Below are 25,066 nucleotides of genomic sequence, written 5' to 3' on the forward strand. Positions count from 1 at the left end.
CGTCAGCCCAGGTGCACGCTGGTCTGGATGCCGCCGGTGGACAGGCCCAGCTGCCGCGCCAGGGCCACGGCGCCGGTGTTGCTGACCTCGGCGCGCCACTGGACGGTGAGGCCCGCCGCGAGGGCCGCGTGGGCGGCGATCGATGCGGCCACCGATCCGAGCCCGCGTCGCCGCCACTCGGGGTCCACCAGGACTCCCATCTGCGCGAGAAGTCCTTCCCATTCCCCGTAGGCGCCGCAGGCCACCGGGAAGCGCCGCCCGTCCACCTCGTGGAGAATCGTGTAGCGGTGCCCAAGTTCTGACAGGTGCACTTCGTTGACGTCGTCCGGCGGGCACAGGCCTTCCAGCTCGATCGCCTCCGGGTTTCCGTGGGACACGGTCAGCTCTTCGGAGGGCTGGCGAAGGGGCAGGTCGTCGGCGAAGAACAATGCCGCGGCGCCGAGGCCGTGGCCTCCGTGGGACCGGGTCAGGGTCAGGAGGGTCACATGCTGGGCCATCTCCTCATCCGGAATTCCGGCGGCGGCGTCAATGACCCATTGGGGTCCCACCAGTGCCGAGCTGCCGAACAGCCTGACGAACTCCACAGTCCCTGCAGCGTCGTCGGCCCTGACCAAACGCTCGCCGGAAGTCAGCGACGCAGCGAAAGCGCCGTCGTCGAGCCCCAAATGCCGGGCCCAAGCGAGCTGGATGATGGCGGCGGAACCGGGGTCAAGAGTCATATCCCCAGCCTACCCAGCACAGGGAAGCGCGAACGGACACTTGAGGCCCCACAGCGGAGGGCCTCAAGTGTCCGTTCGCGCTGATCAGGCTTAGCCGAACAGGACCGCAGCCTCGTCGTAGCGGTTCTGCGGTACGGTCTTCAGCTGGCCCAGGGCCTTGTCGAAGCTCACGTGTACAATGTCGGTGCCCTTGAGGGCCACCATGGTGCCCCAGTAGCCCTCCACCACGGAGTCGATTGCGGCCATGCCCAGGCGGGTGGCGAGCACACGGTCGAACGCGGACGGGACGCCGCCGCGCTGGATGTGCCCCAGGATCGTGGCACGGGTCTCGATGCCGGTGCGGGCTTCGATCTCGGGGGCGAGCTGGTCCGCGATGCCGCCCAGACGGGGCCGGCCGAACGTGTCCAGGCCGCGCTCGGAGTGCGGGGATTCCATGTGGTCCGGAACAAAGCCCTCGGCAACAACAATCAACGGGGCGCGGCCACGGTCATGGGCTTCCTGGACCCATTCGGTGATCTGCTCGATGCTGACCTTCTGCTCGGGGATCAGGATGGCGTGGGCGCCGGCGGCCATGCCGGCGTGCAGGGCAATCCAACCAACGTGGCGGCCCATGACCTCGGCGATCATGCAGCGGTGGTGGGACTCGCCCGTGGTCCGGAGCCGGTCGATGGCCTCGGTGGCGATCTGGACGGCCGTATCAAAACCGAACGTGTAGTCGGTGGCGTCAAGATCGTTGTCCACGGTCTTGGGGACACCCACGATCTTGAGACCGACGTCGGTAAGGCGTTTCGCGGCCGCGAGGGTCCCTTCGCCGCCTATAGCGATGATGGCGTCGATGCCGAGGCGGTCCATGTGGGCCTTGATGACCTCCGGCCCGCCGCCGTTTTCAAAGGGGTTGGTGCGGGAGGTGCCCAGGATGGTGCCACCCTGCTTGGCGATGCCGCGGACCATGCTGCGGGGGATGTCGATGATGTCGCCTTCGACGACACCCCGCCAGCCGTCCAGGAACCCCACGAATTCGTGGCCGTGGATGGCGATGCCCTTGAGGACGGCTCCGCGGATGACAGCGTTCAGTCCGGGGCAGTCGCCGCCGCTGGTAAGAATTCCAATTTTCATGTCTCGGCTCAAATCCTGGTGTGAAGGTTTACAGGCAGAGCGCCACGCTGAGCTCACCTAGATTGTAGTCGGCGGTGTGCGTTACGACACAAACCGGTTACAAAACGCCCCGCTCCATGGGAGGGACCACGGCACGGGTCCTGTCGTCCACGTCCAGCTTGTTGAAGATCCGCAGCAGGTGGGTCTTGACCGTCGCCTCGGCGATATGGAGCGCGGTGGCCACCTCGGGATTGCTCAGATGGCATCAGGCGATTGCCGCTGCCCGGGGATGAGGGAAGTGTTCATGCTTCCAGCGTTGCAGTCCCGGGGTGCCGGTCAACAGGCCCGGCCGGTTGAATCTGTTGTCCACCGGCCGGTGGACAAGGACAGCAGAAAGGCCCCCGCTCCTGGAAGGAATTCTCCGGGGAGCGGGGGCCTTGCGGTTCTGACCTGAGGTCAGCTGATGGAGCGGCGGTCCAGGAATTTCTGCAGCGGGATGGAGTTCTGCTGGTCAGGAAGGACCAGCCACGCTGCGATGTAGAGGACGACGGCGGGGCCGGGGAGGAGGCAGAAGACCAGGAAAGCGATCCGGACGAATGCCACATCCACGTTGAGCTTTGCTGCAATGCCGCCGCACACACCTCCCAGCCAGCGTTGGGGTCCACGTTTCAGGCCGAAGCCCCTGACGATGCTGAAGAACTTGTCCATGGTTCAAGACTTCCCTGTTGTGGGTTCATTGTCACGCTTTCGGGCCGAAAGCAGCCCGCCGATCACCAGCGCGGCGCCGGCGCCGATCATAAGGCCGATCAGTACGTAGGTGCCGTTCAGGGTTACCACGCCCAACTGGGCGATGATGATCAGGGCGGCCAGCGCCATCACGATCAGGCCCCAGACTATCGTGCCCACCCGTGTGGGTGAGGGTCCGGCCGCGTCGGTGTGCACCGTCGTCGGGGTTTGCGGGGTAGACGAATCCGGTGCCGGATCGAAGCTGCTCATGTCAGTTTCCTTCCTGGATGGTGACGTTGCTGAGGGTGCCGTCGATCCGGATGATCAGGTGGCCGCCTGGCTTGTCGGTGTTGTAGCTGGTTTCCTGGGAGGTAATGCCGCCCCGGTGGTTGGTGCCTTCGTTGAGGTTCCCCAGCGTCATGTCTGCCCTCACGTCCACGGGAATGTTGCTGGGGAGGATCACGGTGACGTTGCTCGCCGTGATGTCCAGGGGAACCACGACTTCTGAGTCCAGCGGGGCTTGCGCGCCCAATTGGGTGAGGTCAACGGTTCCCCTGCCGCCGGTGACGCTGAAGCCATCGGCCGCCTGCTGCTGGCTCGTCGGTGCCCAGTCGACCTGGGTGAAGCGGACCCTGTCGCCGTTGCCCACAACGTTGAAGATGCTGCCAATCACCAGGGCAACAACGGCGAAGAATCCGAGGATTCCGGACGTCCTGCCGCGCAGGCCCGCGACCAGGATGCCCAGGCCCAGGACGGCTGCACCGCTGGCCCAGACGATCGCGTTGGCGGCGTCGCCGAGGTTGATCACGTTGCCGGCGTCCAGGGCTTTGAGCCCGCCACCCACCAGGAGCGCTGTTCCGGCTGTAATGGCTACTGCCGGGGCGCCGGGGCCGGACGGGCGGACCTTGGGTGCGCGTGCCGGGCCCTGTGGAGGCTGGTAGCCGCCGTAGGCACCGCCGTCGCTGCCGCCCCCGCCGTAGCTGCCGCCGCCGTAGCTGCCCCCACCGTAAGGCGGGTTGACGCTCGACGGCGGGACCGGAAGGTAAGGCGCGCTGCCGGTCGCGCCGGACGTGCTCGACGTGCGGGCAGAGGCGGAATCCGTGGCCGCAAACGGCGAGGCATAGGGGGCGGTGGGGTCGGCCGAGTAACCGGAGTTTGCGCCGGCCGGCTGCGGTGCGGCGTTCATGGGAGCTCCATTCCGGGCCTTGTTGCGTTGGGTCAGGTAGTAGATGAAGTAGATGGCGCCGCCCACCCAGAAGACGGTCCAGAGGAATCCGCCGAAGCCGTTGCGGCTCCAGCCCCAGAATCCGCCGCCCAGCCCGGTGAGCCCCACCACAGTGGTGATCAGGGCGCCTGTCATGCCGCTGGACCAGCGGCCGGCGCCGGCTTCCTGGACGTGGATGCGCCCGTCGGGTTCGGGAAGGACTGCCCAGGCCAGGCCGTAGAGCAGGACGCCGATTCCGGCGAAGAGGGTGAGGACAATGAAGATGCCGCGGACAATCAGCGGATCGATGCCCATCCGGTGCGCGATGCCGCTGGAGACACCGCCGATCCACCGGTCGCGTCCGCGCTGGATACCGTGGCTCCGGACCCAGGTGAAGAAGTCACCGGACTGCCCCGGCGCTTTGGCGCTGGAGTACGGGCCGGAATACGGGCCGGCATGCGGGCTTGCGTACGGGCCGGCATAGGGACCGGCGGTCGGGGGTGTGTCCTGCGAAGCAGCCGGGGGTGGCAGCAGGGGTTCGGTCGGCTGGTCCGGGTCGCTTGGGGGGAGCGGTTCGGTGGGCTGGCCGTCATCGGGGGTGGGGGTCTGGGAGTTCATACTTCGATCCTGCCGTCCGGGGCGGCGCAGCTCTACTGGGGAACACCCTGACTCGCCCCTGAGTTACCCCCGGTTCAGGCCGGAATCGGGTCCGGGGAACCCTGATCCGTGCTTGGATTGACACATGACCACCGCCCTCACCCGCCCACCGCTTGTCCGCAGCAGCGACCGCGTCATCGCGGGCGTCTGTGCCGGCCTCGCGGCGCATCTGGGCTGGCCGGTGAAAAGCGTGCGGATCGGCATGGCACTCGCGACGCTCGCCGGTGGCGCCGGGTTGGCCTTCTATGCGTGGCTGTGGATCATGGTCCCCACCGCCGACGAAAGTGCCCGGCGCAATGCCAGGCGTCCGGCGTCGCCCATTGCCCCGGCCGTCAGCCTTGACCCGGCATTCAGCGCCGGGCCGCACTCGGCGGCGCCGTCGCAGGGCTCGCCCGCGGCCGCTCCCTGGTGGGGAAATCCCGACGCCGGTGCTTTCGCCCCGGGGGGTGTTTCCGGCGGGCCCGCTGCCGGCTACGGTTCGAGCTACGGGGCCCCCGTGCGGCCGCCGTGGTTCCGGGTCCGCAGCATGCGTTATGGCAAGGAGATTATGCTGGGCGCCGGACTCCTCCTCGTGGCGGGCATCATGATTGCCCGGCTCCTGGGCGTGGACGTGCCCCTGGAGACCCTTATCCCCGCGGCTGCCGTGCTGGGCGGCGCAGCCATCGCCTGGATGCAGCTCGACGAAACCCGCCGCGCGGGGCTCGTGGACAAAACCAAGGCCGATCAGGCAGGCGGCTGGGCGCGCCTGGCCGCCGGTCTGGCGCTGGTGGTTGCCGGCGTGCTGGTGATGGTGTCCGGTTCCGGATCCTGGGAACAGACCTGGCTGGCGCTGCTGGCGTCGGTGTCGGTGCTGGGCGGCGTGGTGCTGGTACTTCTTCCGTGGGCCCTCAAATTCTGGCGGGACCTGGAAACTGAGCGGGCGGGCCGTATCCGTGAAACGGAGCGGGCCGAGATCGCTGCCCACCTGCACGATTCCGTCCTCCAGACCCTCGCCCTGATCCAGCGGCGGGCGGGAAACGAGCACGACGTAGTCCGGCTCGCCCGGGCGCAGGAACGTGAGCTCAGGAGCTGGCTGTTCCAGGACCCGGGTAAGGAGGCGGGCCAGCTTTCGGACCGCATCAAGGCCGTGGGTGCCGAAGTGGAAGACTCGCTCGGCAACGCTGTGGAGGTGGTGAGCGTCGGGGACACAGCCATGACCGAATCCCATGAAGCCCTGGTCCAGGCCAGCCGTGAGGCGATGCTCAATGCCTCCCGGCACGGCGGCGGGACCGTCTCTGTCTACCTCGAAGTTTCCGATGGTCGGACGGAAATCTTCATCAAGGACAGGGGGCCGGGCTTCGACCTGCAGGAGGTGCCCGAAGACCGTCTCGGTGTCCGCGAATCGATCATCGGACGCATGAAACGCCACGGCGGGTCCGCCTCCATCACCAGCACGCCCAACGGCACTGAGGTGCGGCTGGGAATGCCGGCACTCCAACCGGAAAACGCGGAAGGGAAATCATGAACAACGTACAGGGGACCGGCATACAGGGGACCGGGCCCATCCGCCCCGCAACGCCGGTCAGGGTGGTCATCGTGGACGATCACGCCATCTTCCGCTCGGGACTCAAGGCCGACCTCTCTGAGAGCATCCAAGTAGTGGGGGAAGCGGCAACGGTTGAGCAGGCCATCGCGGTGATCGCGCAGGAGCGTCCGGAGGTGGTGCTCCTGGACGTGCACCTGCCCGGTGGTCTGGGTGGCGGCGGCCGGGAAGTCATCGCGGGTTCCGCGTCGCTCCTGGCCACCACCAAGTTCCTGGCCCTGAGCGTCTCCGACGCCGCCGAGGACGTGGTGTCAGTCATCCGCGCCGGTGCCCGGGGGTATGTCACCAAGACGATTTCCGGGGCCGAGATCACCGACGCCGTGTTCCGAGTCGCCGGTGGCGACGCTGTGTTCTCGCCCCGGCTGGCCGGCTTCGTGCTGGACGCCTTCGGCACCGCTCCGGCCGATATTGCCGACGACGAGCTGGACAGGCTGTCTGCCCGCGAGCTTGAAGTGATGCGTCTGATCGCCCGGGGCTACAGCTACAAGGAGGTGGCCAAGGAGCTGTTCATCAGCATCAAAACCGTGGAAACCCACGTCTCAGCGGTGCTGCGCAAACTCCAGCTCTCCAGCCGGCACGAGCTGACCAAGTGGGCCGCCGAACGCCGCCTCCTCTAGCCCACCCCGGACGCTCTCTCACATAAAGTGCCTTTTTCCCCAACGCTCTCTCACTTGATGCGGCTTAAGCGCAAACGCTCTATCACTCCTAAAGGAAGTGATAGAGCGTTTGAGTATTTCCTGCAGGAAGTGAGAGAGCGTCCCTACTTGGCCTGGCCCAGGAAGTCCTGGAGCCGGGCGACGCCGGTGGCGAGGTCATCGTCGCCCAGGGCGTAGGAGAGCCGCAGGTAGCCTGAAGGGCCGAACGCCTCACCCGGTACCACGGCAACTTCAACCTCATCCAGGATCAAAGCAGCCAGTTCGGCGGAGGTCGACGGCGTTGCGGTGCCTGCCGCCGTCGGGAATTCCTTCCCCAGCAGCGCACGGACGTCCGCGTAGACGTAGAACGCACCCTTCGGTGTCGGGCATTCAACACCGTCGATCGCGTTCAGGCCGGCAACGATCGCCTTGCGGCGGCGGTCAAATGCCACCTTCATCTCGTCGACGGCGGTCAGCGGTCCGGAGACCGCGGCGAGGGCTGCGATCTGCATGATGTTAGAAACGTTGGAGGTGGCGTGCGACTGCAGGTTGGTGGCTGCCTTGATGACGTCGGCCGGGCCGATCATCCAGCCGACGCGCCAGCCGGTCATCGCATAGGTCTTGGCGACGCCGTTGAGGATGACCACTTTGTCGCCCAGTTCCGGGGCTGCGGTGGCGATGGAGGTGAACGGGACGCCGTCGTACGTCAGGTGCTCGTAGATCTCGTCGGTGACCACCCAGAGCCCCTTGGCGGCGGCCCACTTGCCGATTTCGGCGACCTGCTCGGGGCTGTAGACGGAGCCGGTGGGGTTGGACGGCGAGACAAACAGCAGGATCTTGCTCTTGTCCGTCACCGCGGCCTCAAGCTGCTCAACGGTGACCAGGTAGTCCTGCTCAGGTCCGGCGAACACCTCAACGGGGACACCGCCGGCGAGCCTGATGGCCTCCGGGTAGGTGGTCCAGAACGGCGTGGGGACAATCACTTCGTCGCCCGGATCCAACAGCGTGGCGAAGGTGTTGTACACGGCCTGCTTGCCGCCGTTCGTCACCAGCACCCGGGACGGATCCACGGCGTAGCCGGAGTCGCGGAGAGTCTTCTCGGCGATGGCTTTTTTGAGCTCCGGCAGGCCGGCGGCGGGGGAGTAGCGGTGGTACTTGGGCTGGCCGGCGGCCTCAATCGACGCCTTGACGATGTAGTCCGGGGTGGGGAAGTCCGGTTCCCCTGCCCCGAAGCCAATAACGGGCCGGCCAGCTGCCTTCAGCGCCTTGGCCTTGGCATCAACGGCCAGGGTTGCGGATTCGGCAATAGCGGAAATGCGCTTGGAAACGCGGGCGGCAGACATGGCAGGGTCCGTTCTTCGCTTGCAGCCCGGAGGCTGAATGGTGGAATTCGACGTGGTCTACTCTATGCTGTTCAGCGGATCGTTCGGGCTGCCGGCGTGGATGTGACTGCAGGTCAAGTCACCCACCAGGGCGGATTGGACGGTCCGGAATGAGGCTGGTTCGACGTAGACGAAGTTGTTGCGTAGACTGGTTCTCCGGTGTTGAAAACACGGATGATGACGTGCGCCCCAGTGCAAACTGCGGAAGTTTGTCAGGATGCTGTTTTCGATCCATAGGGTAGTGGCGCAATTGGTAGCGCAGCGGTCTCCAAAACCGCAGGTTGCAGGTTCGAGTCCTGTCTGCCCTGCGCAAGCTGTTCCGGCGGAATGCCGGAGCAAGCGCAGCAACCATGGTTCTGATCAGAACCGGGTAATCCAACATTGCAAAGATGAGCGAGGACCAGGTGACCGAAACAGCTGCCAGCAGCTCCAAGGGCCGCCCAGCTAAGAAGGACGCCAAGGCAAACTTCTTCGCTCGTATTGCACTCTTCATTCGCCAGGTCATCGGCGAACTGAAGAAGGTTGTTGCACCAACCCGCAAGGAACTGATCAACTACACGCTCGTGGTGCTGGTGTTCGTGGCCATCATGATGGTGATCGTCAGCCTGCTGGACATCGGTTTTGGAACCGCGGTCAGCTGGGTCTTCGGCGGGATAGCTCCCGGGGACCGCTAAGGCATATCGTCCGCAGGCCGCGTGGCCTTGTCCGGGTAAACCGGAAGAATCCACGCGGTGTGCGGAATTGAGCCATTTAAATAGGCATGTTAGGCAATGAGGAAGCAGGAGACCAAGTGTCTGAGCAGGAGCTCGAGGTAACCGAGACTGAGCTGGAAGAGTCCACGGACAACACGGCGGCCCCCACGGCTGAAGCCGGTGAAGAGTCCGAGGTTGAGTCCGCTGCGCCCGAATCCGCCGACGCCGATTCCGCCGACGATTCAGACGATTCAGAGGGTGCCGATTCAGAGGGTGACGCCGTAGAAGGCGAACCTGCTGAGGGCGACTCGGAGGGCGACGACGCTGATGCAGACGCCCTGGCAGCCGCGGCCGCCAAGGCCGAGGTTGACCCCGCCGACGAATTCAAAGCCAAGCTGCGCCGCCAGGAGGGTGACTGGTACGTCATCCACTCCTACGCCGGCTACGAAAACCGCGTCAAGGCCAACCTTGAGACCCGCATCCAGACCCTGGACATGGAAGATTACATCTTCGAAATCCAGGTGCCCATGGAAGAGGTCGTTGAGATCAAGAACGCTCAGCGCAAGGTCATCAACCGCGTCCGGATCCCCGGCTACGTCCTGGTCCGCATGGACCTGACGGATGCCTCCTGGGGCGCCGTCCGCCACACTCCCGGTGTTACCGGCTTCGTGGGCAACGCCCACAACCCGGTGCCGCTGCGCCTCGACGAAGTCTTCTCCATGCTCGCGCCGGTCTTCGAAGAAGAGCAGGCCGAAAAGGGCAAGCCCGTCAAGCACGCTGCCGCCCAGATCGACGTCGACTTCGAGGTCGGCGAATCGGTCATCGTCAAGGAAGGTCCGTTCGAGACCCTCCCCGCCACGATCTCCGAGATCAAGGTGGAATCCCAGACCCTCGTGGTGCTCGTGTCGATCTTCGAACGCGAAACCCCGGTCACGCTGGCATTCAACCAGGTCAGCAAGATCTAGTTACCCGCACAGAATTCGTTCCGGACTGCCCGCTTAGCAGCCCCGGAACGGCCGGTCGCCTCGCCATGGCGGCCAACAACCTGAGGCACGCTCCTGTGTCCCAGGAAGATATTGAGAGAAGGACCTTACATTGGCTCCCAAGAAGAAGGTCACCGGCCTCATCAAGCTGCAGATCCAGGCAGGCGCCGCTAACCCGGCCCCGCCGATCGGTCCTGCGCTTGGCCAGCACGGTGTCAACATCATGGAATTCTGCAAGGCGTACAACGCTGCCACAGAAGCCCAGCGCGGAAACGTTATCCCCGTGGAAATCACGGTCTACGAAGACCGTTCCTTCACGTTCATCACCAAGACCCCGCCGGCTGCAGAGCTCATCAAGAAGGCTGCAGGCGTTGCCAAGGGTTCACCCACCCCGCACACCGTCAAGGTTGCCAAGCTGACCCAGGCCCAGGTCAACGAGATCGCCACCACCAAGATGGAAGATCTCAACGCCACCAGCCTCGAAGGCGCAGCGAAGATCATCGCCGGTACCGCCCGCTCCATGGGTATCACCGTAGAGGGCTAATAGCCTTCACCGTCGGGAAACCGGCACCACTGCCGGACAACCGGCACAAACCGTAATGCCGCAGGGTCCTCCCAGGATCCTCGGCTGTGGCAGGGCCCAGCGCGGTCCGCAGACCACAACTGCACAAGGAGAAATAAGCAGCATGGCAAAGCGCAGCAAAGCATATGAGGCAGCAGCCGCCAAGATCGACGCGGAGAACTTCTACGCGCCGTTCGAGGCAGTAACGCTCGCCAAGGACACCAACCCGTCCAAGTTCGACGCCACCGTTGAGGTTGCCTTCCGCCTGGGCGTTGACCCTCGCAAAGCTGACCAGATGGTCCGCGGCACCGTTATCCTGCCCCACGGCACCGGTAAGGTCTCCCGCGTCCTGGTCTTCGCAACGGGCGACAAGGCTGAGGCAGCAATCGCTGCCGGCGCCGACTTTGTTGGTTCCGATGACCTGATCGAAAAGATCGCAGCCGGCTGGACCGACTTCGATGCAGCCGTAGCCACCCCTGACCTCATGGGCAAGGTTGGCCGTCTTGGTAAGGTCCTGGGTCCCCGTAACCTGATGCCGAACCCGAAGACCGGCACCGTGACCGCAGACGTGGCCAAGGCTGTCAACGACATCAAGGGTGGCAAGATCGACTTCCGCGTCGACAAGCACTCGAACCTGCACTTCATCATCGGCAAGGTTTCCTTCGACGCCATCAAGCTGGCCGAGAACTACGCAGCAGCACTGGAAGAGGTGCTTCGTTTGAAGCCGTCCGCTTCCAAGGGCCGCTACATCCAGAAGGCCACCGTGGCCACCACGTTCGGTCCCGGCATCTCCGTCGACCCCAACGTCACGAAGGTCCTGACCGAGGTCTAGTCCTCAACAGCACTTCGGCCGGCTTATCCCGGCACACCTAAGGACCGTCCGGCACTGCGCCGGACGGTCCTTTTGCTTACCCAAGGACCCTGGACCAAACGGCCTCCGCCTGCCCTCGACCAAACCCAACGGATGGTTAGGATGGGGCATGACCGGTCAGCAGCTGATGATCACCGCAGGGGCCATTCCTTCAGCGCTCGACGCCGGGACAGACCACAGTGCCGGCGGCACCGGCGGCGTGATGGACTTCTTCGAGTGCCACGCCCTGCGCGAGAAGCATGAACTGGAGAAATGGGGCGACCTGGACCGCTGCCCCACGGCCATGGAGAGCCTGGAATACTGGCGCGGCAATGAGTATGAGGAACGCCGCCTTTTCGTAGCACGGCTGGGCCAGGAAACCGTGGGTACCTGCTCCGTAACCCTGCCCCTGCGTGAGAACACATCCACGGCAGGGATCATGGTGGACGTGGCGGCAGCCTTCCGGCGGCGGGGTTGGGGCCGCCGGCTGCTGGAGCACGCCGAGGCGGTGGCCGCGGACAGTGTCCGCACTTCCTTGGATGCGTACTGTGAGCTGCCCGCCGGGCCGGTGGAGAACGCGGCCCGGTTGATCCCCGCCAAATCCGGCGCGGTCGGGCTCCCCGCAGATGATCCTGCCGTGGCCTTTGCAGCCGGTGCGGGCTACGAACTTGAGCAGGTGGAGAGGTCTAGCCGGCTAACGCTGCCGGTCCCGGCGAACCAGCTGGACACGCTGGAGATGGAGGCGTGTTCACGGGCAACCGGCTACGTCCTGGTGGGCTGGTCTGATACGTGTCCTGACGAACTCCTGGTTGAATGCGCAGTTCTCAAGAACCGGATGAGCAAGGATGTCCCCATTGCCGGACTGGACTGGGAAGCCGGGGACTGGGACCCTGCCAGGCACCGCGGCAAGAGGCTGGGACTGCTGATCAAGGCCGCGAACCTCCGCACCGCGCAGCTTCGATGGCCGACGGCGCGGTCGGTGCTGACATGGAACGCCGCGGAAAACCGGCATATGCTGGCGATAAATAATTTGTTTGGATTCAAACCTGCTGGTTATGAGGGCGAATGGCAGAAACGGCTGGGATGACGCACCTTATGGCAGAAGACGTACGGATAGAGCAGCTGTGGATCCCGGACACCCTGGACGCACCTGACGCGGTGGATTTCCTGGCTGCCGTAGAGGTGGGCCGCAAAGTCCGGATGCAGACCTGGGGCAGCGACGACCTCGCGTACACACCGCTGGAGAAGCTCCTGGAGCTGGCCGATCCCTATGAGCGCCAGGTCATCCTGGTAGCCAAGGCCGGGGAGCAGATCATCGGTACAGTTGACATTGCCTTGCCGCTGACCGACAACCTGGATATGGCGGAGTTCACCCTGGACATCCTGCCGGAATTCCAGCGCCAGGGAGTGGGCCGCAAGCTGCTCCTCGCGGCTGAACACCTTGCCCGCAGCGAGGGCCGCACGCTGATCCTCGTTGACACCAACCATCCCGGCGCGTCCCTGCACGAGTTCGAGACCGGCCAGCTGGTGCCGGGTTCAGGCCAGGGCTTTGTGCCGCTGGACAGCCGGGAAGTCGAATTCGCGCGCCGGACCGGCTACACACTTCAGCACATCGAACAGTTCAGCTCCTGTGCACTGCCGCTGGACACCAAACTCGTGGCCGACCTCCAGGCCGAGGCGGATGAAGCCAATAGCGGGCGGTACCGGCTCCATCACTGGACGGACCGCTGCCCGGATGAGTGGCTGGAAGCCGTGGCCGTGCTCGAGAACCAGGCGGGCGCCGACGTCGACCCTTCCCTCGAGACTCCCGTTGAGCAGGACATGGTGTTCGACGGCGGCATCCTCCGCGAGGCCGAAGAGGTCACCATCGCGCAGGGGCGGCGGACGGTGGTCACCGCCGTCGAGCATCTGGCCACCGGGGCCCTGGTGGGCCTGACCACCATCAGCGTCCTGGCCCACCGGCCCGATGTGGTGTTCCAGGACGACACCCTGGTCCTGCAGGAGCACCGGGGGAACAAGCTGGGGCTGCTGATCAAGGTGGCCAACATGGAGCGGCTCACCGAGCAGTTCCCCGATGCCCGTGTCATCTACACCTGGAACGCCCCCGAGAACAGGTACCTGCTGACTGTCAACCAGCAGCTCGGCTTCACCACCGCCGGCGTGACCGGCATCTGGCAGAAGGAACTCCCGTACCTGGGGACCAGCAAGAGCTAAGGCCGATTTGGTGGTCAGGCGGCCGGTCCCGTAAGCTTGCAGTACCAAAGACCGTCGGTTGTTGGAAATCCATTCTCCTGAACACAGCTCAACTCTGCAGTTGCGTGCGGGAGGCCAAATGTATTTCTGGACGAAGGACCCTGAACATAGGGCGGCCGGCGCAGGTGAACGAAGCAACGCTCCACAGTGAAAGCCGTGTTGAGCCAAGCCCCGTGCATCTGCGCGGGGCGTTTTTTAGTTTTAGCTCATCTGAGCGGGGACCGTCGCATACCGGCACTATCCCCGGAAGGAGGGTTATGGCAACGCCTACAAAGGTTTCAGCAGTAGCTGAGATCACTAACGATTTCAAGGAATCGAACGCCGCTGTCCTGACCGAATACCGCGGGCTCACCGTTGCACAGCTCAAGCAGCTGCGTGTTTCTCTCGGCCAGGACACCAAGTTCTCGGTCGTCAAGAACACCCTGACCGCCATTGCAGCCAAGGAAGCTGGTGTCGAAGCATTCAACGACCAGCTCTCCGGCCCCACTGCAATCGCGTTCATCAAGGGTGACGCAGTTGCCGCTGCCAAGAGCCTGACGGATTTTGCCAAGGCCAACAAGCAGCTGGTTATCAAGACCGGTTACTTCGAGGGCAAGGCACTGAACGCGAGCGAAGTCGCTGCCCTGGCAGCACTCGAGTCCCGCGAGCTGCAGCTCGCCAAGGTTGCAGGCATCCTCAAGGCTCCTGCTGCCGCCGCTGCACGCACCATTGACGCACTGCGCCTCAAGCTCGAAGAAGCGAACGGTTCACCGGCAGTTGCCGAGGCTCCCGCCGCGGAAGAAGCTCCGGCCGCAGACGAAGCCCCCGAAGCAGCTGCAGAGGCTCCCGCCGAAGCACCCGCTGCCGAAGAGAACTAGTTTCTCTTCACCCACCAGACTCCGGTGTGAAGGCAATGGCCCAGGCCGCCAAGCACCACCTATAGGAAGGACGCCACACCATGGCGAAGCTCACCAACGAAGAGCTCATTGAAGCTTTCAAGGAACTGACCATCATCGAGCTCTCCGAGTTCGTCAAGCTCTTCGAAGAGACCTTCGAAGTTACTGCAGCTGCAGTTGCTGTTGCTGGCCCCGCCGGTGGCGGCGCAGCTGAAGAAGCTGAAGAGCAGACTGAATTCGACGTTATCCTCGAATCAGCTGGCGAAAAGAAGATCGCAGTGATCAAGGAAGTTCGCGCAATCACTTCCCTGGGTCTGAAGGAAGCTAAGGACGTTGTTGACAGCGCCCCCAAGGCTGTCCTCGAAGGCGTCACCAAGGAAGCTGCCGAAAAGGCAGTGGAGCAGCTCCAGGCTGCCGGCGCAACCGTTACCCTCAAGTAACTCACGCCGCTTCACGGAAAACCCCGTCCACTTCGGTGGGCGGGGTTTTCCTGCATTTAACCCAAGTAGGTCGCACTAACTGTCGTTATGAGCGCTCAAAACGACAGTTAGTGCGACCTACTTGCGTGTGGTGCCTAGTTCGGTTCGGAGATATCGGCGACGACGGCGCCCAGTGCTGCGGTGAGCGCATCGGCGTCCACAAACGCGCTGTAGCCGTGTTCGCCGGCGCCCATGGAGATCCGGCGGCCGGCGATGGTGGCGTCCGCGTACACCGGCCAGGCGGTGGTGCTGCCGAGCGGGGTGATGGTCCCGCGTTCATAGCCGGTCGCACCAAGCGCCACGTCCGCGGGCGGCAACGAGAGCTTGTTGACGCCCACCAGGGTCCGCAGTTTTGGCCAGGAGATCTGCCGGTCACCCGGAATCAGCGCGAACAGGAACGTCCCGTCCTTGTGCTTGACCACCAGGGACTTCACGATGTCCGCGGGCGTGATGCCCAGAATCCCGGCAGCCTCCTCGAGGCTCCGCGCGGCCAGCCGCTCCACCAGCTGCACGTCCAAGCCGCGCGCGGCGGCGTCGGCAAGGAAGCGCTGACGTCCGACGGCGGCGCCCGCGTTGTGGACCTGCCCCACCATCAGTTCCTGCCCACCATTATTCCGTGCCCGCCATCAGTCCCGGTACAGCAGGAGCGCTTCGCCCTGACCGCCGCCGCCGCACAGGGAGACCGCGGCCCTGCCGCTGCCCCGCCGTTTGAGTTCATGGGCCGCGTGCAGCGCCAACCGCGCACCGGACGCCCCGATCGGGTGGCCCAGGGCAATGGCGCCCCCGTGGATGTTGCACTTCTCCAGCGGGTAGTCCAGGTCTTTCAGCGACTGCACCGCGACCGAACCGAACGCTTCGTTAATTTCGATGAAGTCAAGGTCGGCGGTGCTCCATTCCGCCCGCTGCAGTGCGTTCATGATGGCGTGGGACGGCTGCGAATGCAGGGAATTGTCCGGACCGGCAACCTGTCCGGGCTTTCCCACCACAGCCAGGTATTCCAGGCCGTTCTCCTCCGCGAATCGGCGCGATGCCAGCACCAGTGCGGAGGCGCCGTCGGACAGGGGAGAGGAGTTGCCGGCGGTGATGGTTCCGTCGCTGACAAAGGCGGCCCGGAGCCCGGCCAAGGACTCGATGGACGTGTTGGGCCGTACCCCTTCATCCGTGGAGACGACGATGGGATCTCCCTTGCGCTGCTTGACGCTGATGGGTGCGATCTCGTCGTCGAAGACGCCGTTCTTCGCCGCCAGCGCCGCACGCTGGTGCGAGTGGGCGGCCACGTTGTCCTGCGAGGTCCGGTCAATGCCCAGGGTCAGGTTCTTGGTTTCGGTGGACAGGCCCATGGACTGGCCGTCGAACGCATCCGTGAGGCCGTCGTGCGCCGCAACATCCAGCGCCTGGATGGCGCCATAGGTCCAGCCCTGGCGGGAACCCGGCAGCAGGTGAGGCGCACGGGTCATGGATTCCTGGCCGCCGGCCACGACGACGGTGGCGTCGCCGCTGCGGATCATCCTGGCGGCGTCGATCACCGCGGTCAGCCCGGACAGGCACACCTTGTTGATGGTGACGGTCGGAACGTTCCAGCCGATTCCCGCTCCGATGGCGCTCTGGCGTGCGGGGTTCTGCCCGGCGCCGGCCTGCAGTACCTGGCCCATGATGACGGCGTCCACCTGGCCGGCGTCCACGCCGCTCGCTGCAATCGCGGACCTGATCGCGTGCGCTCCCAGTTCGACGGCGGTGAAGCTCGCCAACTGCCCGTTGAGCCGGCCCTGCGGGGTGCGCGCACCGGCCAGGATGACCACGTCAGTGTTGTCGTTGGAGTTGCCCATTGTGATCTCTTCCGCTCTGAATCGATGTACTTCCAAGGCTACCGTGAGGCATGTCACCTATTTATCCAAACGCCGCAGGGGTGCCGATGATTCCAATCCTGCCGGCCGTGGCCACCAGGGGAGAACTACCCATCCGCCGGTTGTGCGCGAGGTCGCGGTGGTGCGTAGGGTGGACGGCGAAGACGAAAGCAACAGAGCGACGCAAGAACATCAGAGCAACGCAAAACAGGGAGCAGCAGCATCTTGAAGAAAATCCTCGCCGCGGCAGCCATGGCCAGCCTCGCCGGACTCACCGCCTGCAGCGTTGCCACTCCTGCGCCGGACAGCACTTCATCCACAGCAGCCCCCACTGCGTCCACGTCGGCACCTTCCACCGCATCGCCGTCGCGCTCTTCCATTCCGTCAGCAGCGCCCCAGGCCGGCGGTGTTAAGGGAGCCTGCGAGACGTTCAACTCGCTCTACGCCGACTACAAGGCCATCCAGGACGATTCCAACGCCTACGAGGACATCTACTTTGCCGCCCAGGACGCCAAGGACACGGTGTCGGGGAACCTGGTGGGACTGTTTACCTCGCTCAGCGTCCTCGCGCTTGACCACTCCACGGCCGCGAAAAGCGGCGGCGATCCCGAGCAGACTTCCAAGGATGGTGTGCGTGATGCTGTCTTCGCAAACGCCCAGGCCTGCACGGCTGAGGACGTTACGCTGCGGCTCTGATGCCGCTTCCGGTATCAAGAAATCAGTGCTTGCAATAAGTCCGGTTGTGGGGTAGACACGTAATTGGTTTTGCCGTATCGTAGATATTTGCGTCTTCCCTGTTTACCTTCAGCCTTCATATAGCGGTGGGCTTTGCCTGGCAGCTGACCATCAACGTGCCGTCAACAACGTCATTGTATGGAAAGCCCCGGCCCGGGTCATATAGCGGAACCGGATGGTAGCACTGCGGAGTCATTCCGCAGGGTGCACAGCGGGGGAGATCTGAAAACGCCTGAAGGTCTGTGGAAGGATCCCTCTTGGTCGCCTCGAGCACCTCTAATAACGAAACCGCTAACACCGCCGACAGCACTGATGGTGCCACTCGCCGGCTCTCATTCGCAAAGATTCACGAACCGCTGGACGTTCCGAATCTCCTTGCCCTGCAGACGGACAGCTTCGACTGGCTGGTCGGAAACGAACGCTGGCAGGCGCGCGTAGCGAAGGCCGTCGAAGAAAACGATCTCAGCGTCGCCACCTCGTCCGGACTGTCGGACATCTTTGAAGAGATCTCCCCGATCGAGGACTTCCAGGGCACCATGTCCCTGAGCTTCTCCGATCCGGAGTTCGCTGACCCGAAGTACACCATGGCCGAGTGCAAGGACCGGGACGCAACGTACTCGGCACCGCTGTACGTCAAGGCCGAGTTCATGAACAACAACACGGGCGAAATCAAGCAGCAGACCGTGTTCATGGGCGACTTCCCCCTCATGACGGAGAAGGGCACCTTCGTCGTCAACGGCACCGAGCGTGTGGTCGTCTCCCAGCTGGTCCGTTCACCGGGCGCCTACTTTGAGCGCACCGCCGACAAGACCAGTGACAAGGACATCTTCACTGCCAAGATCATCCCGTCCCGCGGTGCATGGTTTGAACTCGAAATCGACAAGCGCGACCAGGTCGGCGTTCGCCTCGACCGCAAGCGCAAGCAGTCCGTCACCGTTCTGCTGAAGGCCCTCGGCTGGACCGAAGGCCAGATCCTCGAAGAGTTCGGCCAGTACGACTCCATGCGTGCAACGCTGGAGAAGGACGCCACCGAGACCCGCGAAGACGCGTTGCTGGACATCTACCGGAAGCTGCGACCGGGCGAGCCGCCCACAGTCGAGGCTGCCCAGTCACTCCTGGACAACCTGTACTTCAACTCCAAGCGCTACGATCTGGCCAAGGTTGGCCGTTACAAGATCAACCGCAAGCTTGGCATCGACCGCTCCCTTGGCGACAAGGAAGCTTCTGTCCTGCACGTTGAAGACATCGTGGCCATGATCAAGTTCCTGGTTGCCCTGCACGCCGGCGAGAAGACCCTCACCGGCAAGCGCGACGGCCAGGACCACGAGCTGCGCGTTGAGATCGATGACATCGACCACTTCGGCAACCGTCGTATCCGCGCCGTCGGCGAGCTCATCGAGAACCAGGTCCGCACCGGCCTGTCCCGTATGGAGCGCGTTGTCCGCGAGCGGATGACCACCCAGGACGTCGAGGCCATCACGCCGCAGACACTGATCAACATCCGCCCTGTTGTTGCAGCCATCAAGGAGTTCTTCGGAACTTCCCAGCTGTCACAGTTCATGGACCAGAACAACCCGCTGTCGGGTCTGACCCACAAGCGCCGTCTGTCCGCGCTTGGCCCGGGTGGTCTGTCCCGTGACCGCGCAGGCATGGAAGTTCGAGACGTTCACCCGTCCCACTACGGACGTATGTGCCCCATCGAAACCCCTGAAGGCCCGAACATTGGTCTGATCGGTTCGCTGGCATCCTACGGCCGCATCAACCCGTTCGGCTTCATCGAGACTCCTTACCGTCTCGTCGCTGAAGGCGTTGTCTCCGATGAGGTCCAGTACCTCACGGCCGACGACGAGGCAGAGGTCCTGATCGCACAGGCCAACGCTCCGCTGGATGAGAACAAGAAGTTCGCCGAAGAGACCGTCCTGGTCCGCGCCCGTGGTGGTGGAGGCGAGCCTGTGCTCGTTCCCGCCGGCGAGGTCGAGTTCATGGACGTTTCCCCGCGCCAGATGGTGTCCGTGGCTACGGCCCTGATCCCGTTCCTCGAGCATGACGATGCCAACCGCGCACTCATGGGTGCCAACATGCAGCGCCAGGCCGTGCCGCTGGTCCGTTCCGAGGCCCCGTTCGTGGGTACCGGCATGGAGCGCGCCGCCGCCGTCGACGCCGGTGATGTCACCATTGCGAAGAAGGCCGGTGTGGTTACCGAGGTCTCCGCTGAGCTCGTCATCATGCTCAACGACGACGGTACGGAAACCAACTACCGCATCAACAAGTTCGCACGCTCCAACCAGGGCAACTGCTACAACAACCGTGTCCTGGTGAACGAAGGCCAGCGCCTCGAGGTCGGCGGCATCATCGCCGACGGTCCGGCAACGGACCAGGGCGAACTCGCCCTCGGTAAGAACCTGCTCGTGGCATTCATGTCATGGGAAGGCCACAACTTCGAGGACGCCATCATCCTCTCGCAGCGCATTGTTGCCGAGGACGTTCTTTCCTCCATCCACATCGAGGAGCACGAGATCGATGCCCGCGACACCAAGCTTGGTGCCGAGGAAATCACCCGTGACATCCCCAACGTGTCCGAGGAAGTCCTGGCAGGCCTGGACGAGCGCGGTATCATCCACATCGGTGCCGAAGTTGAAGCCGGCGACATCCTGGTCGGAAAGGTCACCCCGAAGGGTGAAACCGAACTGACCCCGGAAGAACGCCTGCTGCGTGCCATCTTCGGTGAAAAGTCCCGCGAAGTGCGCGACACCTCCCTGAAGGTTCCGCACGGCGAGTCCGGCACCGTCATCGGCGTCCGCGTCTTCGACCGCGACAACGACGACGAACTGCCCCCGGGTGTGAACCAGCTGGTGCGCGTCTACGTGGCCGCCAAGCGCAAGATCACCGACGGCGACAAGCTCGCCGGCCGTCACGGCAACAAGGGCGTTATCTCCAAGATCCTCCCGATCGAGGACATGCCCTTCCTCGCCGACGGTACCCCCGTTGATATTGTCCTGAACCCGCTGGGTGTTCCGGGCCGTATGAACGTCGGCCAGGTGCTGGAAACGCACCTCGGCTGGGTTGCCAAGACCGGTTGGAAGATCGAAGGCGAGCCCGAGTGGATGAAGCAGCTGCCGAACCTGCCGCGCGAGAGTGGCCAGACCACTGTTGCAACGCCGGTGTTCGATGGCGCCCGTGAAGAGGAAATCACGGGTCTGCTGGACTCCACCAACGTCACCCGCGACGGCGACCGCCTGATCAACTCCTCAGGCAAGACCCGCCTCTTCGACGGCCGCTCCGGCGAGCCGTTCCCGGATCCGATCTCGGTCGGCTACATGTACATCCTGAAGCTCCACCACCTGGTGGACGACAAGATCCACGCCCGTTCCACTGGCCCGTACTCCATGATCACGCAGCAGCCGCTGGGTGGTAAGGCACAGTTCGGTGGCCAGCGCTTCGGTGAGATGGAAGTGTGGGCGCTGGAAGCTTATGGCGCCGCGTACACGCTCCAGGAACTCCTCACCATCAAGTCGGATGATATCCACGGTCGTGTCAAGGTCTACGAAGCAATCGTCAAGGGCGAGAACATCCCCGAGCCGGGCGTTCCTGAGTCCTTCAAGGTCTTGATCAAGGAAATGCAGTCGCTGTGCCTGAACGTGGAAGTACTCTCCACGGACGGAACCACAATTGAAATGCGTGACTCTGATGACGCAGTCTTCACGGCTGCGGAAGAACTGGGCATCGATCTGTCTCGTGCAGAGCCCAGTTCCGTAGAAGAGGTTTAGCAGGTTGATGTCTTGGGAAAAGCAGTCGGCCCGCCGGCTGTCTATTCCCAGGGCATGACCTCCCTCTTCCCGTAACCAAGACTTCAGAATTTAGAGAACAAGAGAGAACAGGGACCATATGTCCAGCGAATCCTCCTTCGGCCTCATGCAGATCGGCCTCGCCACCGCGGATGACATCCGTGGCTGGTCTTACGGCGAGGTTAAGAAGCCGGAAACCATCAACTACCGCACGCTCAAGCCCGAGAAGGACGGCCTCTTCTGCGAGAAGATCTTCGGCCCTTCCCGCGACTGGGAATGCTACTGCGGTAAGTACAAGCGTGTGCGCTTCAAGGGCATCATCTGCGAGCGGTGTGGCGTTGAAGTCACCCGTGCGAAGGTCCGCCGTGAGCGCATGGGCCACATCGAGCTGGCCGCCCCGGTCACGCACATCTGGTACTTCAAGGGTGTTCCGTCCCGCCTGGGCTACCTCCTTGACCTGGCACCGAAGGACCTCGAAAAGGTCATCTACTTCGCTGCCTACATGATCACCAGCGTCGACGCCGACAGCCGCCACGAGGAACTGCCCAACCTGCAGGTTGAGCACGACATCGAGAAGAAGCAGCTGATCGACAACCGCGACTCCGACATCGCCACGATCGCCCGTGACCTCGAAAACGAGATCGCGCGCCTCGAAGGTGAAGGTGCCAAGGCTGCCGACAAGAAGAAGGCCCGCGACTCCGCGGACCGTCAGATGGCCAACGTGCGTAAGCGTGCCGACGCCGAGATCGAGCGGCTCGAGCAGGTCTGGGACCGTTTCAAGAACCTGAAGGTCGCAGACCTCGAAGGCGACGAAGGCCTCTACCGCGAGCTGCGCGACCGCTACGGCATGTACTTCGAAGGCTCCATGGGTGCCGAAGCGATCAAGAAGCGTCTTGAGAACTTCGACATGCAGGCCGAGTCTGACCTGCTGCGCGACATCATCGCCAACGGCAAGGGCCAGCGCAAGACCCGCGCCCTGAAGCGCCTGAAGGTGGTCAACGCGTTCCTGACCACCAACAACAGCCCGCTCGGCATGGTGTTGGACGCCGTCCCGGTGATCCCGCCGGAACTGCGCCCGATGGTCCAGCTGGACGGTGGCCGCTTCGCGACCTCCGACCTCAACGACCTCTACCGTCGTGTGATCAACCGCAACAACCGCCTCAAGCGCCTGCTTGACCTCGGTGCCCCGGAGATCATCGTCAACAACGAGAAGCGCATGCTTCAGGAAGCTGTTGACAGCCTCTTCGACAACGGCCGTCGCGGCCGTCCGGTCACCGGTCCTGGCAACCGTCCGCTGAAGTCCCTGAGCGACATGCTCAAGGGCAAGCAGGGCCGTTTCCGCCAGAACCTCCTCGGCAAGCGCGTTGACTACTCCGGCCGTTCGGTCATCGTCGTCGGCCCGCAGCTGAAGCTGCACCAGTGTGGTCTGCCCAAGCAGATGGCACTGGAGCTCTTCAAGCCGTTCGTGATGAAGCGCCTGGTTGACCTCAACCACGCACAGAACATCAAGTCGGCCAAGCGCATGGTTGAGCGTTACCGTCCGCAGGTCTGGGACGTGCTGGAAGAGATCATCACCGAACACCCGGTGCTGCTCAACCGTGCACCCACCCTGCACCGCCTTGGCATCCAGGCTTTCGAACCGCAGCTTGTTGAAGGTAAGGCAATCCAGCTCCACCCGCTGGTTTGTGGCGCCTTCAACGCTGACTTCGACGGCGACCAGATGGCAGTCCACCTGCCGCTGAGCCCCGAGGCCCAGGCCGAGGCACGCATCCTGATGCTGTCCTCGAACAACATCCTGAAGCCGTCCGACGGCCGTCCGGTCACCCTGCCTTCGCAGGATATGATCATCGGTCTTTACCACCTGACCACCAAGCGTGTCGGTTCAGCTGGCGAAGGACGCGTCTTCTCCTCGGTTGCCGAAGCCATCATGGCCTACGACCTCCGCGAGCTGCACCTGAACTCGCAGGTCAGGATCCGTCTCGAAGGCTTCGTTCCGTACGCGGGCTGGGAAGCTCCGGAAGGCTGGGAAGCCGGCCAGCCGGTGATCGTCCAGACCTCCCTGGGACAGGTCATCTTCAACCAGACGCTGCCGGCGGATTACCCGTGGGTTGAGAACGTTGCGGACAAGGGCGAACTGTCCACGATCGTCAACGATCTCGCCGAGCGCTACCCGAAGGTGGTCACGGCGGCAACGCTGGACAACCTGAAGGATGCCGGTTTCTACTGGGCCACCCGCTCAGGCGTTACAGTCGCCATCTCGGACATCGAGGTACCCAAGGACAAGCCGCGGATCCTCGCCGGCTACGAAACCATGGCTGCCAAGATCCAGGGCCAGTACGACAAGGGCCTGATCGACGACGACGAGCGTCGCCAGGAACTGATCGAGATCTGGAACAAGGCAACCAACGAGATCGCCCAGGTGATGCGTGACAACCTGTCGCCGATGAACACCATCAACCGCATGGTGTCCTCCGGTGCACGTGGTAACTGGATGCAGGTCCGTCAGATCGCGGGTATCCGTGGCCTGGTGGCCAACCCTAAGGGTGAAATCATCCCGCGTCCCATCAAGTCCTCCTACCGCGAGGGCCTGTCGGTGCTGGAATACTTCATCGCCACGCACGGTGCCCGTAAGGGTCTGGCTGACACCGCGCTGCGTACCGCCAACTCGGGTTACCTGACCCGTCGTCTGGTGGACGTGTCGCAGGACGTCATCGTTCGCGAAGAGGACTGCGGCACCGAGCGCGGCCTGGTCACGGCAATCGCCGTGCCGGACGCCAACGGCGAGCTGGTCCTGGACGAGAACGTCGAGAACAGCGCCTACGCCCGTACGCTCGCTGTTGATGTTGTGGACTCCAAGGGCAATGTCCTTGCGGCCGGCGGCACCGACTGCGGCGACGTCGTTATCGCTGAGCTGTTCGCAGCCGGCATCACCGAGGTCAAGGTCCGCTCAGTACTCACCTGTGAGTCCAGCGTCGGCACCTGCGCCCTGTGCTACGGCCGTTCACTGGCCACCGGCAAGACCGTGGACATCGGCGAAGCCGTCGGCATCATCGCCGCACAGTCGATCGGTGAGCCCGGTACCCAGCTGACCATGCGTACGTTCCACACCGGTGGTGCTGTTTCCGCCAGCGGTGGCGACGACATCACCCAGGGTCTGCCCCGTATCCAGGAGCTCTTCGAAGCCCGTACTCCGAAGGGTGTCGCACCGATTGCTGAAGCAGCCGGCCGCATCGCCATCGAAGAGTCCGAGCGTCAGATGCGCCTGGTCATCACTCCGGATGACGGCTCTGAAGAGATCGCCTACCCGGTACTGCGCCGTTCACGCCTCCTCATTGAGGACGGCGAGCACGTCACAGTGGGCCAGAAGCTCATCAACGGTCCGGTGGATCCCAAGCAGGTTCTGCGCATCATGGGTCCCCGTGCTGCGCAGAAGTTCCTGGTGGACGAGGTCCAGGGCGTGTACCGCAGCCAGGGCATCGGTATTCACGACAAGCACGTCGAGGTTATCGTTCGCCAGATGCTGCGCCGCGTCACGGTCATCGAGTCCGGCGAATCGGATCTGCTCCCCGGCGAGCTCGCCGAGCGCAGCCGCTTCGAGGAGGCCAACCGCCGCGTTGTGTCCGAGGGCAAGACTCCGGCTTCCGGACGTCCTGAGCTCATGGGCATCACGAAGGCGTCCCTGGCCACCGAGTCCTGGCTGTCGGCAGCTTCCTTCCAGGAGACCACCCGCGTCCTGACGCAGGCGGCCATGGAAGGCAAGAGCGACCCGCTGCTCGGCCTCAAGGAGAACGTCATCATCGGTAAGCTGATCCCGGCCGGCACGGGTCTCCCGCGCTACACCGAGGTCACCGTGGAGCCCACTGAGGAAGCGAAGGCCAACCTGTTCACCGGCCCCAGCGCCTTCAGTGACTTCTCGTACGACTCCCTGGGCGGCGACGGAGCTCCTGAGTTCCACGCCATCCCGCTGGATGACTACGATCTCGGCAACGATTTCCGCTAGTCGATTGC

Annotated in this window: 23 protein-coding genes and 1 tRNA gene; 14 read left to right on the forward strand and 10 right to left on the reverse strand. The window is 63.9% G+C overall.

Going from position 1 to position 25,066, the window contains the following annotated elements:
- Positions 1 to 2: 2 nt before the first annotated feature.
- The 6 genes from NG698_RS05425 to NG698_RS05450 all read right to left on the reverse strand — a co-directional run bounded on the left by NG698_RS05425 (position 3) and on the right by NG698_RS05450 (position 4,362).
- Positions 3 to 719: a GNAT family N-acetyltransferase gene (locus tag NG698_RS05425; RefSeq protein ID WP_252598421.1), complete on the reverse strand. Its 717-nt coding sequence runs from the start codon at positions 717 to 719 to the stop codon at positions 3 to 5.
- Positions 720 to 809: 90 nt separating this feature from the next.
- Complete coding sequence (locus NG698_RS05430) at positions 810 to 1,835, reverse strand: ATP-dependent 6-phosphofructokinase (RefSeq protein WP_252569560.1); 1,026 nt, start codon at positions 1,833 to 1,835, stop codon at positions 810 to 812.
- Positions 1,836 to 1,932: 97 nt separating this feature from the next.
- On the reverse strand, positions 1,933 to 2,073 hold the full coding sequence (locus NG698_RS05435) for a LuxR C-terminal-related transcriptional regulator (RefSeq protein WP_308293017.1): 141 nt from the start codon (positions 2,071 to 2,073) through the stop codon (positions 1,933 to 1,935).
- A gap of 197 nt (positions 2,074 to 2,270) precedes the next feature.
- Positions 2,271 to 2,522: a PspC domain-containing protein gene (locus NG698_RS05440; RefSeq protein WP_056344450.1), complete on the reverse strand. Its 252-nt coding sequence runs from the start codon at positions 2,520 to 2,522 to the stop codon at positions 2,271 to 2,273.
- Between the two features lie 3 nt (positions 2,523 to 2,525).
- Entirely contained in the window at positions 2,526 to 2,810 is a 285-nt protein-coding gene (locus NG698_RS05445) for a hypothetical protein (protein ID WP_252569547.1), read from the reverse strand.
- A gap of 1 nt (position 2,811) precedes the next feature.
- A complete protein-coding gene (locus NG698_RS05450; RefSeq protein WP_252608562.1) occupies positions 2,812 to 4,362 on the reverse strand; it encodes a PspC domain-containing protein in 1,551 nt (516 codons plus the stop codon).
- A 124-nt stretch (positions 4,363 to 4,486) separates the two neighbouring features.
- Here NG698_RS05450 and NG698_RS05455 point away from each other — a divergent pair, with 124 nt between their 5' ends.
- Together NG698_RS05455 and NG698_RS05460 are read left to right on the forward strand one after the other, a co-directional pair.
- Positions 4,487 to 5,905 (forward strand): ATP-binding protein, encoded by a 1,419-nt coding sequence (locus NG698_RS05455; protein ID WP_252608563.1) that lies wholly within the window; start codon positions 4,487 to 4,489, stop codon positions 5,903 to 5,905.
- The gene (locus NG698_RS05460; RefSeq protein ID WP_210412321.1) at positions 5,902 to 6,600 is read left to right on the forward strand and encodes a LuxR C-terminal-related transcriptional regulator; all 699 of its coding nucleotides are present in this window, start codon (positions 5,902 to 5,904) and stop codon (positions 6,598 to 6,600) included. Before NG698_RS05455 ends, NG698_RS05460 begins: the two co-directional genes overlap by 4 nt.
- Before the next feature lie 143 nt (positions 6,601 to 6,743).
- On the opposite strand, the gene NG698_RS05465 is transcribed toward NG698_RS05460, so the two are convergent.
- Positions 6,744 to 7,961, reverse strand: coding sequence for a pyridoxal phosphate-dependent aminotransferase (locus NG698_RS05465; protein ID WP_252598417.1), 1,218 nt, complete (start codon positions 7,959 to 7,961; stop codon positions 6,744 to 6,746).
- Positions 7,962 to 8,235: 274 nt separating this feature from the next.
- Between NG698_RS05465 and NG698_RS05470 the strand changes: the two genes are divergently transcribed.
- The 9 genes from NG698_RS05470 (at position 8,236) to rplL (ending at position 14,655) form a co-directional block, all read left to right on the forward strand.
- A tRNA-Trp gene (locus NG698_RS05470) sits at positions 8,236 to 8,308 on the forward strand.
- A gap of 81 nt (positions 8,309 to 8,389) precedes the next feature.
- Entirely contained in the window at positions 8,390 to 8,674 is a 285-nt protein-coding gene (gene secE / locus NG698_RS05475; protein ID WP_056344431.1) for a preprotein translocase subunit SecE, read from the forward strand.
- 116 nt (positions 8,675 to 8,790) lie between these two features.
- On the forward strand, positions 8,791 to 9,657 hold the full coding sequence (gene nusG, locus NG698_RS05480; RefSeq protein WP_252608577.1) for a transcription termination/antitermination protein NusG: 867 nt from the start codon (positions 8,791 to 8,793) through the stop codon (positions 9,655 to 9,657).
- A gap of 130 nt (positions 9,658 to 9,787) precedes the next feature.
- A complete protein-coding gene (rplK, locus tag NG698_RS05485; protein WP_024365990.1) occupies positions 9,788 to 10,219 on the forward strand; it encodes a 50S ribosomal protein L11 in 432 nt (143 codons plus the stop codon).
- Between the two features lie 142 nt (positions 10,220 to 10,361).
- Positions 10,362 to 11,069, forward strand: a complete 708-nt coding sequence (rplA, locus tag NG698_RS05490) for a 50S ribosomal protein L1 (protein WP_058931708.1) — start codon at positions 10,362 to 10,364, stop codon at positions 11,067 to 11,069.
- A gap of 148 nt (positions 11,070 to 11,217) precedes the next feature.
- Positions 11,218 to 12,174: a GNAT family N-acetyltransferase gene (locus NG698_RS05495; RefSeq protein ID WP_252608580.1), complete on the forward strand. Its 957-nt coding sequence runs from the start codon at positions 11,218 to 11,220 to the stop codon at positions 12,172 to 12,174.
- Between the two features lie 8 nt (positions 12,175 to 12,182).
- The gene (locus NG698_RS05500; RefSeq protein WP_252598413.1) at positions 12,183 to 13,301 is read left to right on the forward strand and encodes a GNAT family N-acetyltransferase; all 1,119 of its coding nucleotides are present in this window, start codon (positions 12,183 to 12,185) and stop codon (positions 13,299 to 13,301) included.
- A gap of 296 nt (positions 13,302 to 13,597) precedes the next feature.
- Entirely contained in the window at positions 13,598 to 14,197 is a 600-nt protein-coding gene (gene rplJ / locus NG698_RS05505; protein WP_252598412.1) for a 50S ribosomal protein L10, read from the forward strand.
- An 80-nt stretch (positions 14,198 to 14,277) separates the two neighbouring features.
- Positions 14,278 to 14,655: a 50S ribosomal protein L7/L12 gene (gene rplL, locus NG698_RS05510; RefSeq protein WP_056344416.1), complete on the forward strand. Its 378-nt coding sequence runs from the start codon at positions 14,278 to 14,280 to the stop codon at positions 14,653 to 14,655.
- Between the two features lie 134 nt (positions 14,656 to 14,789).
- On the opposite strand, the gene NG698_RS05515 is transcribed toward rplL, so the two are convergent.
- From NG698_RS05515 to NG698_RS05525, 3 genes are all read right to left on the reverse strand, one after another.
- Positions 14,790 to 15,287 (reverse strand): aminoacyl-tRNA deacylase, encoded by a 498-nt coding sequence (locus NG698_RS05515; RefSeq protein WP_252598411.1) that lies wholly within the window; start codon positions 15,285 to 15,287, stop codon positions 14,790 to 14,792.
- Positions 15,288 to 15,320: 33 nt separating this feature from the next.
- Positions 15,321 to 16,520 (reverse strand): acetyl-CoA C-acetyltransferase, encoded by a 1,200-nt coding sequence (locus tag NG698_RS05520; protein ID WP_252608589.1) that lies wholly within the window; start codon positions 16,518 to 16,520, stop codon positions 15,321 to 15,323.
- A gap of 61 nt (positions 16,521 to 16,581) precedes the next feature.
- Positions 16,582 to 16,731, reverse strand: a complete 150-nt coding sequence (locus tag NG698_RS05525; protein WP_252608591.1) for a hypothetical protein — start codon at positions 16,729 to 16,731, stop codon at positions 16,582 to 16,584.
- 32 nt (positions 16,732 to 16,763) lie between these two features.
- Between NG698_RS05525 and NG698_RS05530 the strand changes: the two genes are divergently transcribed.
- The 3 genes from NG698_RS05530 to NG698_RS05540 all read left to right on the forward strand — a co-directional run bounded on the left by NG698_RS05530 (position 16,764) and on the right by NG698_RS05540 (position 25,058).
- Complete coding sequence (locus tag NG698_RS05530; protein WP_252598409.1) at positions 16,764 to 17,234, forward strand: hypothetical protein; 471 nt, start codon at positions 16,764 to 16,766, stop codon at positions 17,232 to 17,234.
- 296 nt (positions 17,235 to 17,530) lie between these two features.
- Entirely contained in the window at positions 17,531 to 21,040 is a 3,510-nt protein-coding gene (rpoB, locus tag NG698_RS05535) for a DNA-directed RNA polymerase subunit beta (protein WP_058931713.1), read from the forward strand.
- 118 nt (positions 21,041 to 21,158) lie between these two features.
- A complete protein-coding gene (locus tag NG698_RS05540; RefSeq protein ID WP_104062633.1) occupies positions 21,159 to 25,058 on the forward strand; it encodes a DNA-directed RNA polymerase subunit beta' in 3,900 nt (1,299 codons plus the stop codon).
- Positions 25,059 to 25,066 lie beyond the last annotated feature (8 nt).

This window comes from Pseudarthrobacter raffinosi, from assembly GCF_023913735.1.
Classification (GTDB): Bacteria; Actinomycetota; Actinomycetes; order Actinomycetales; family Micrococcaceae; genus Arthrobacter; species Arthrobacter raffinosi.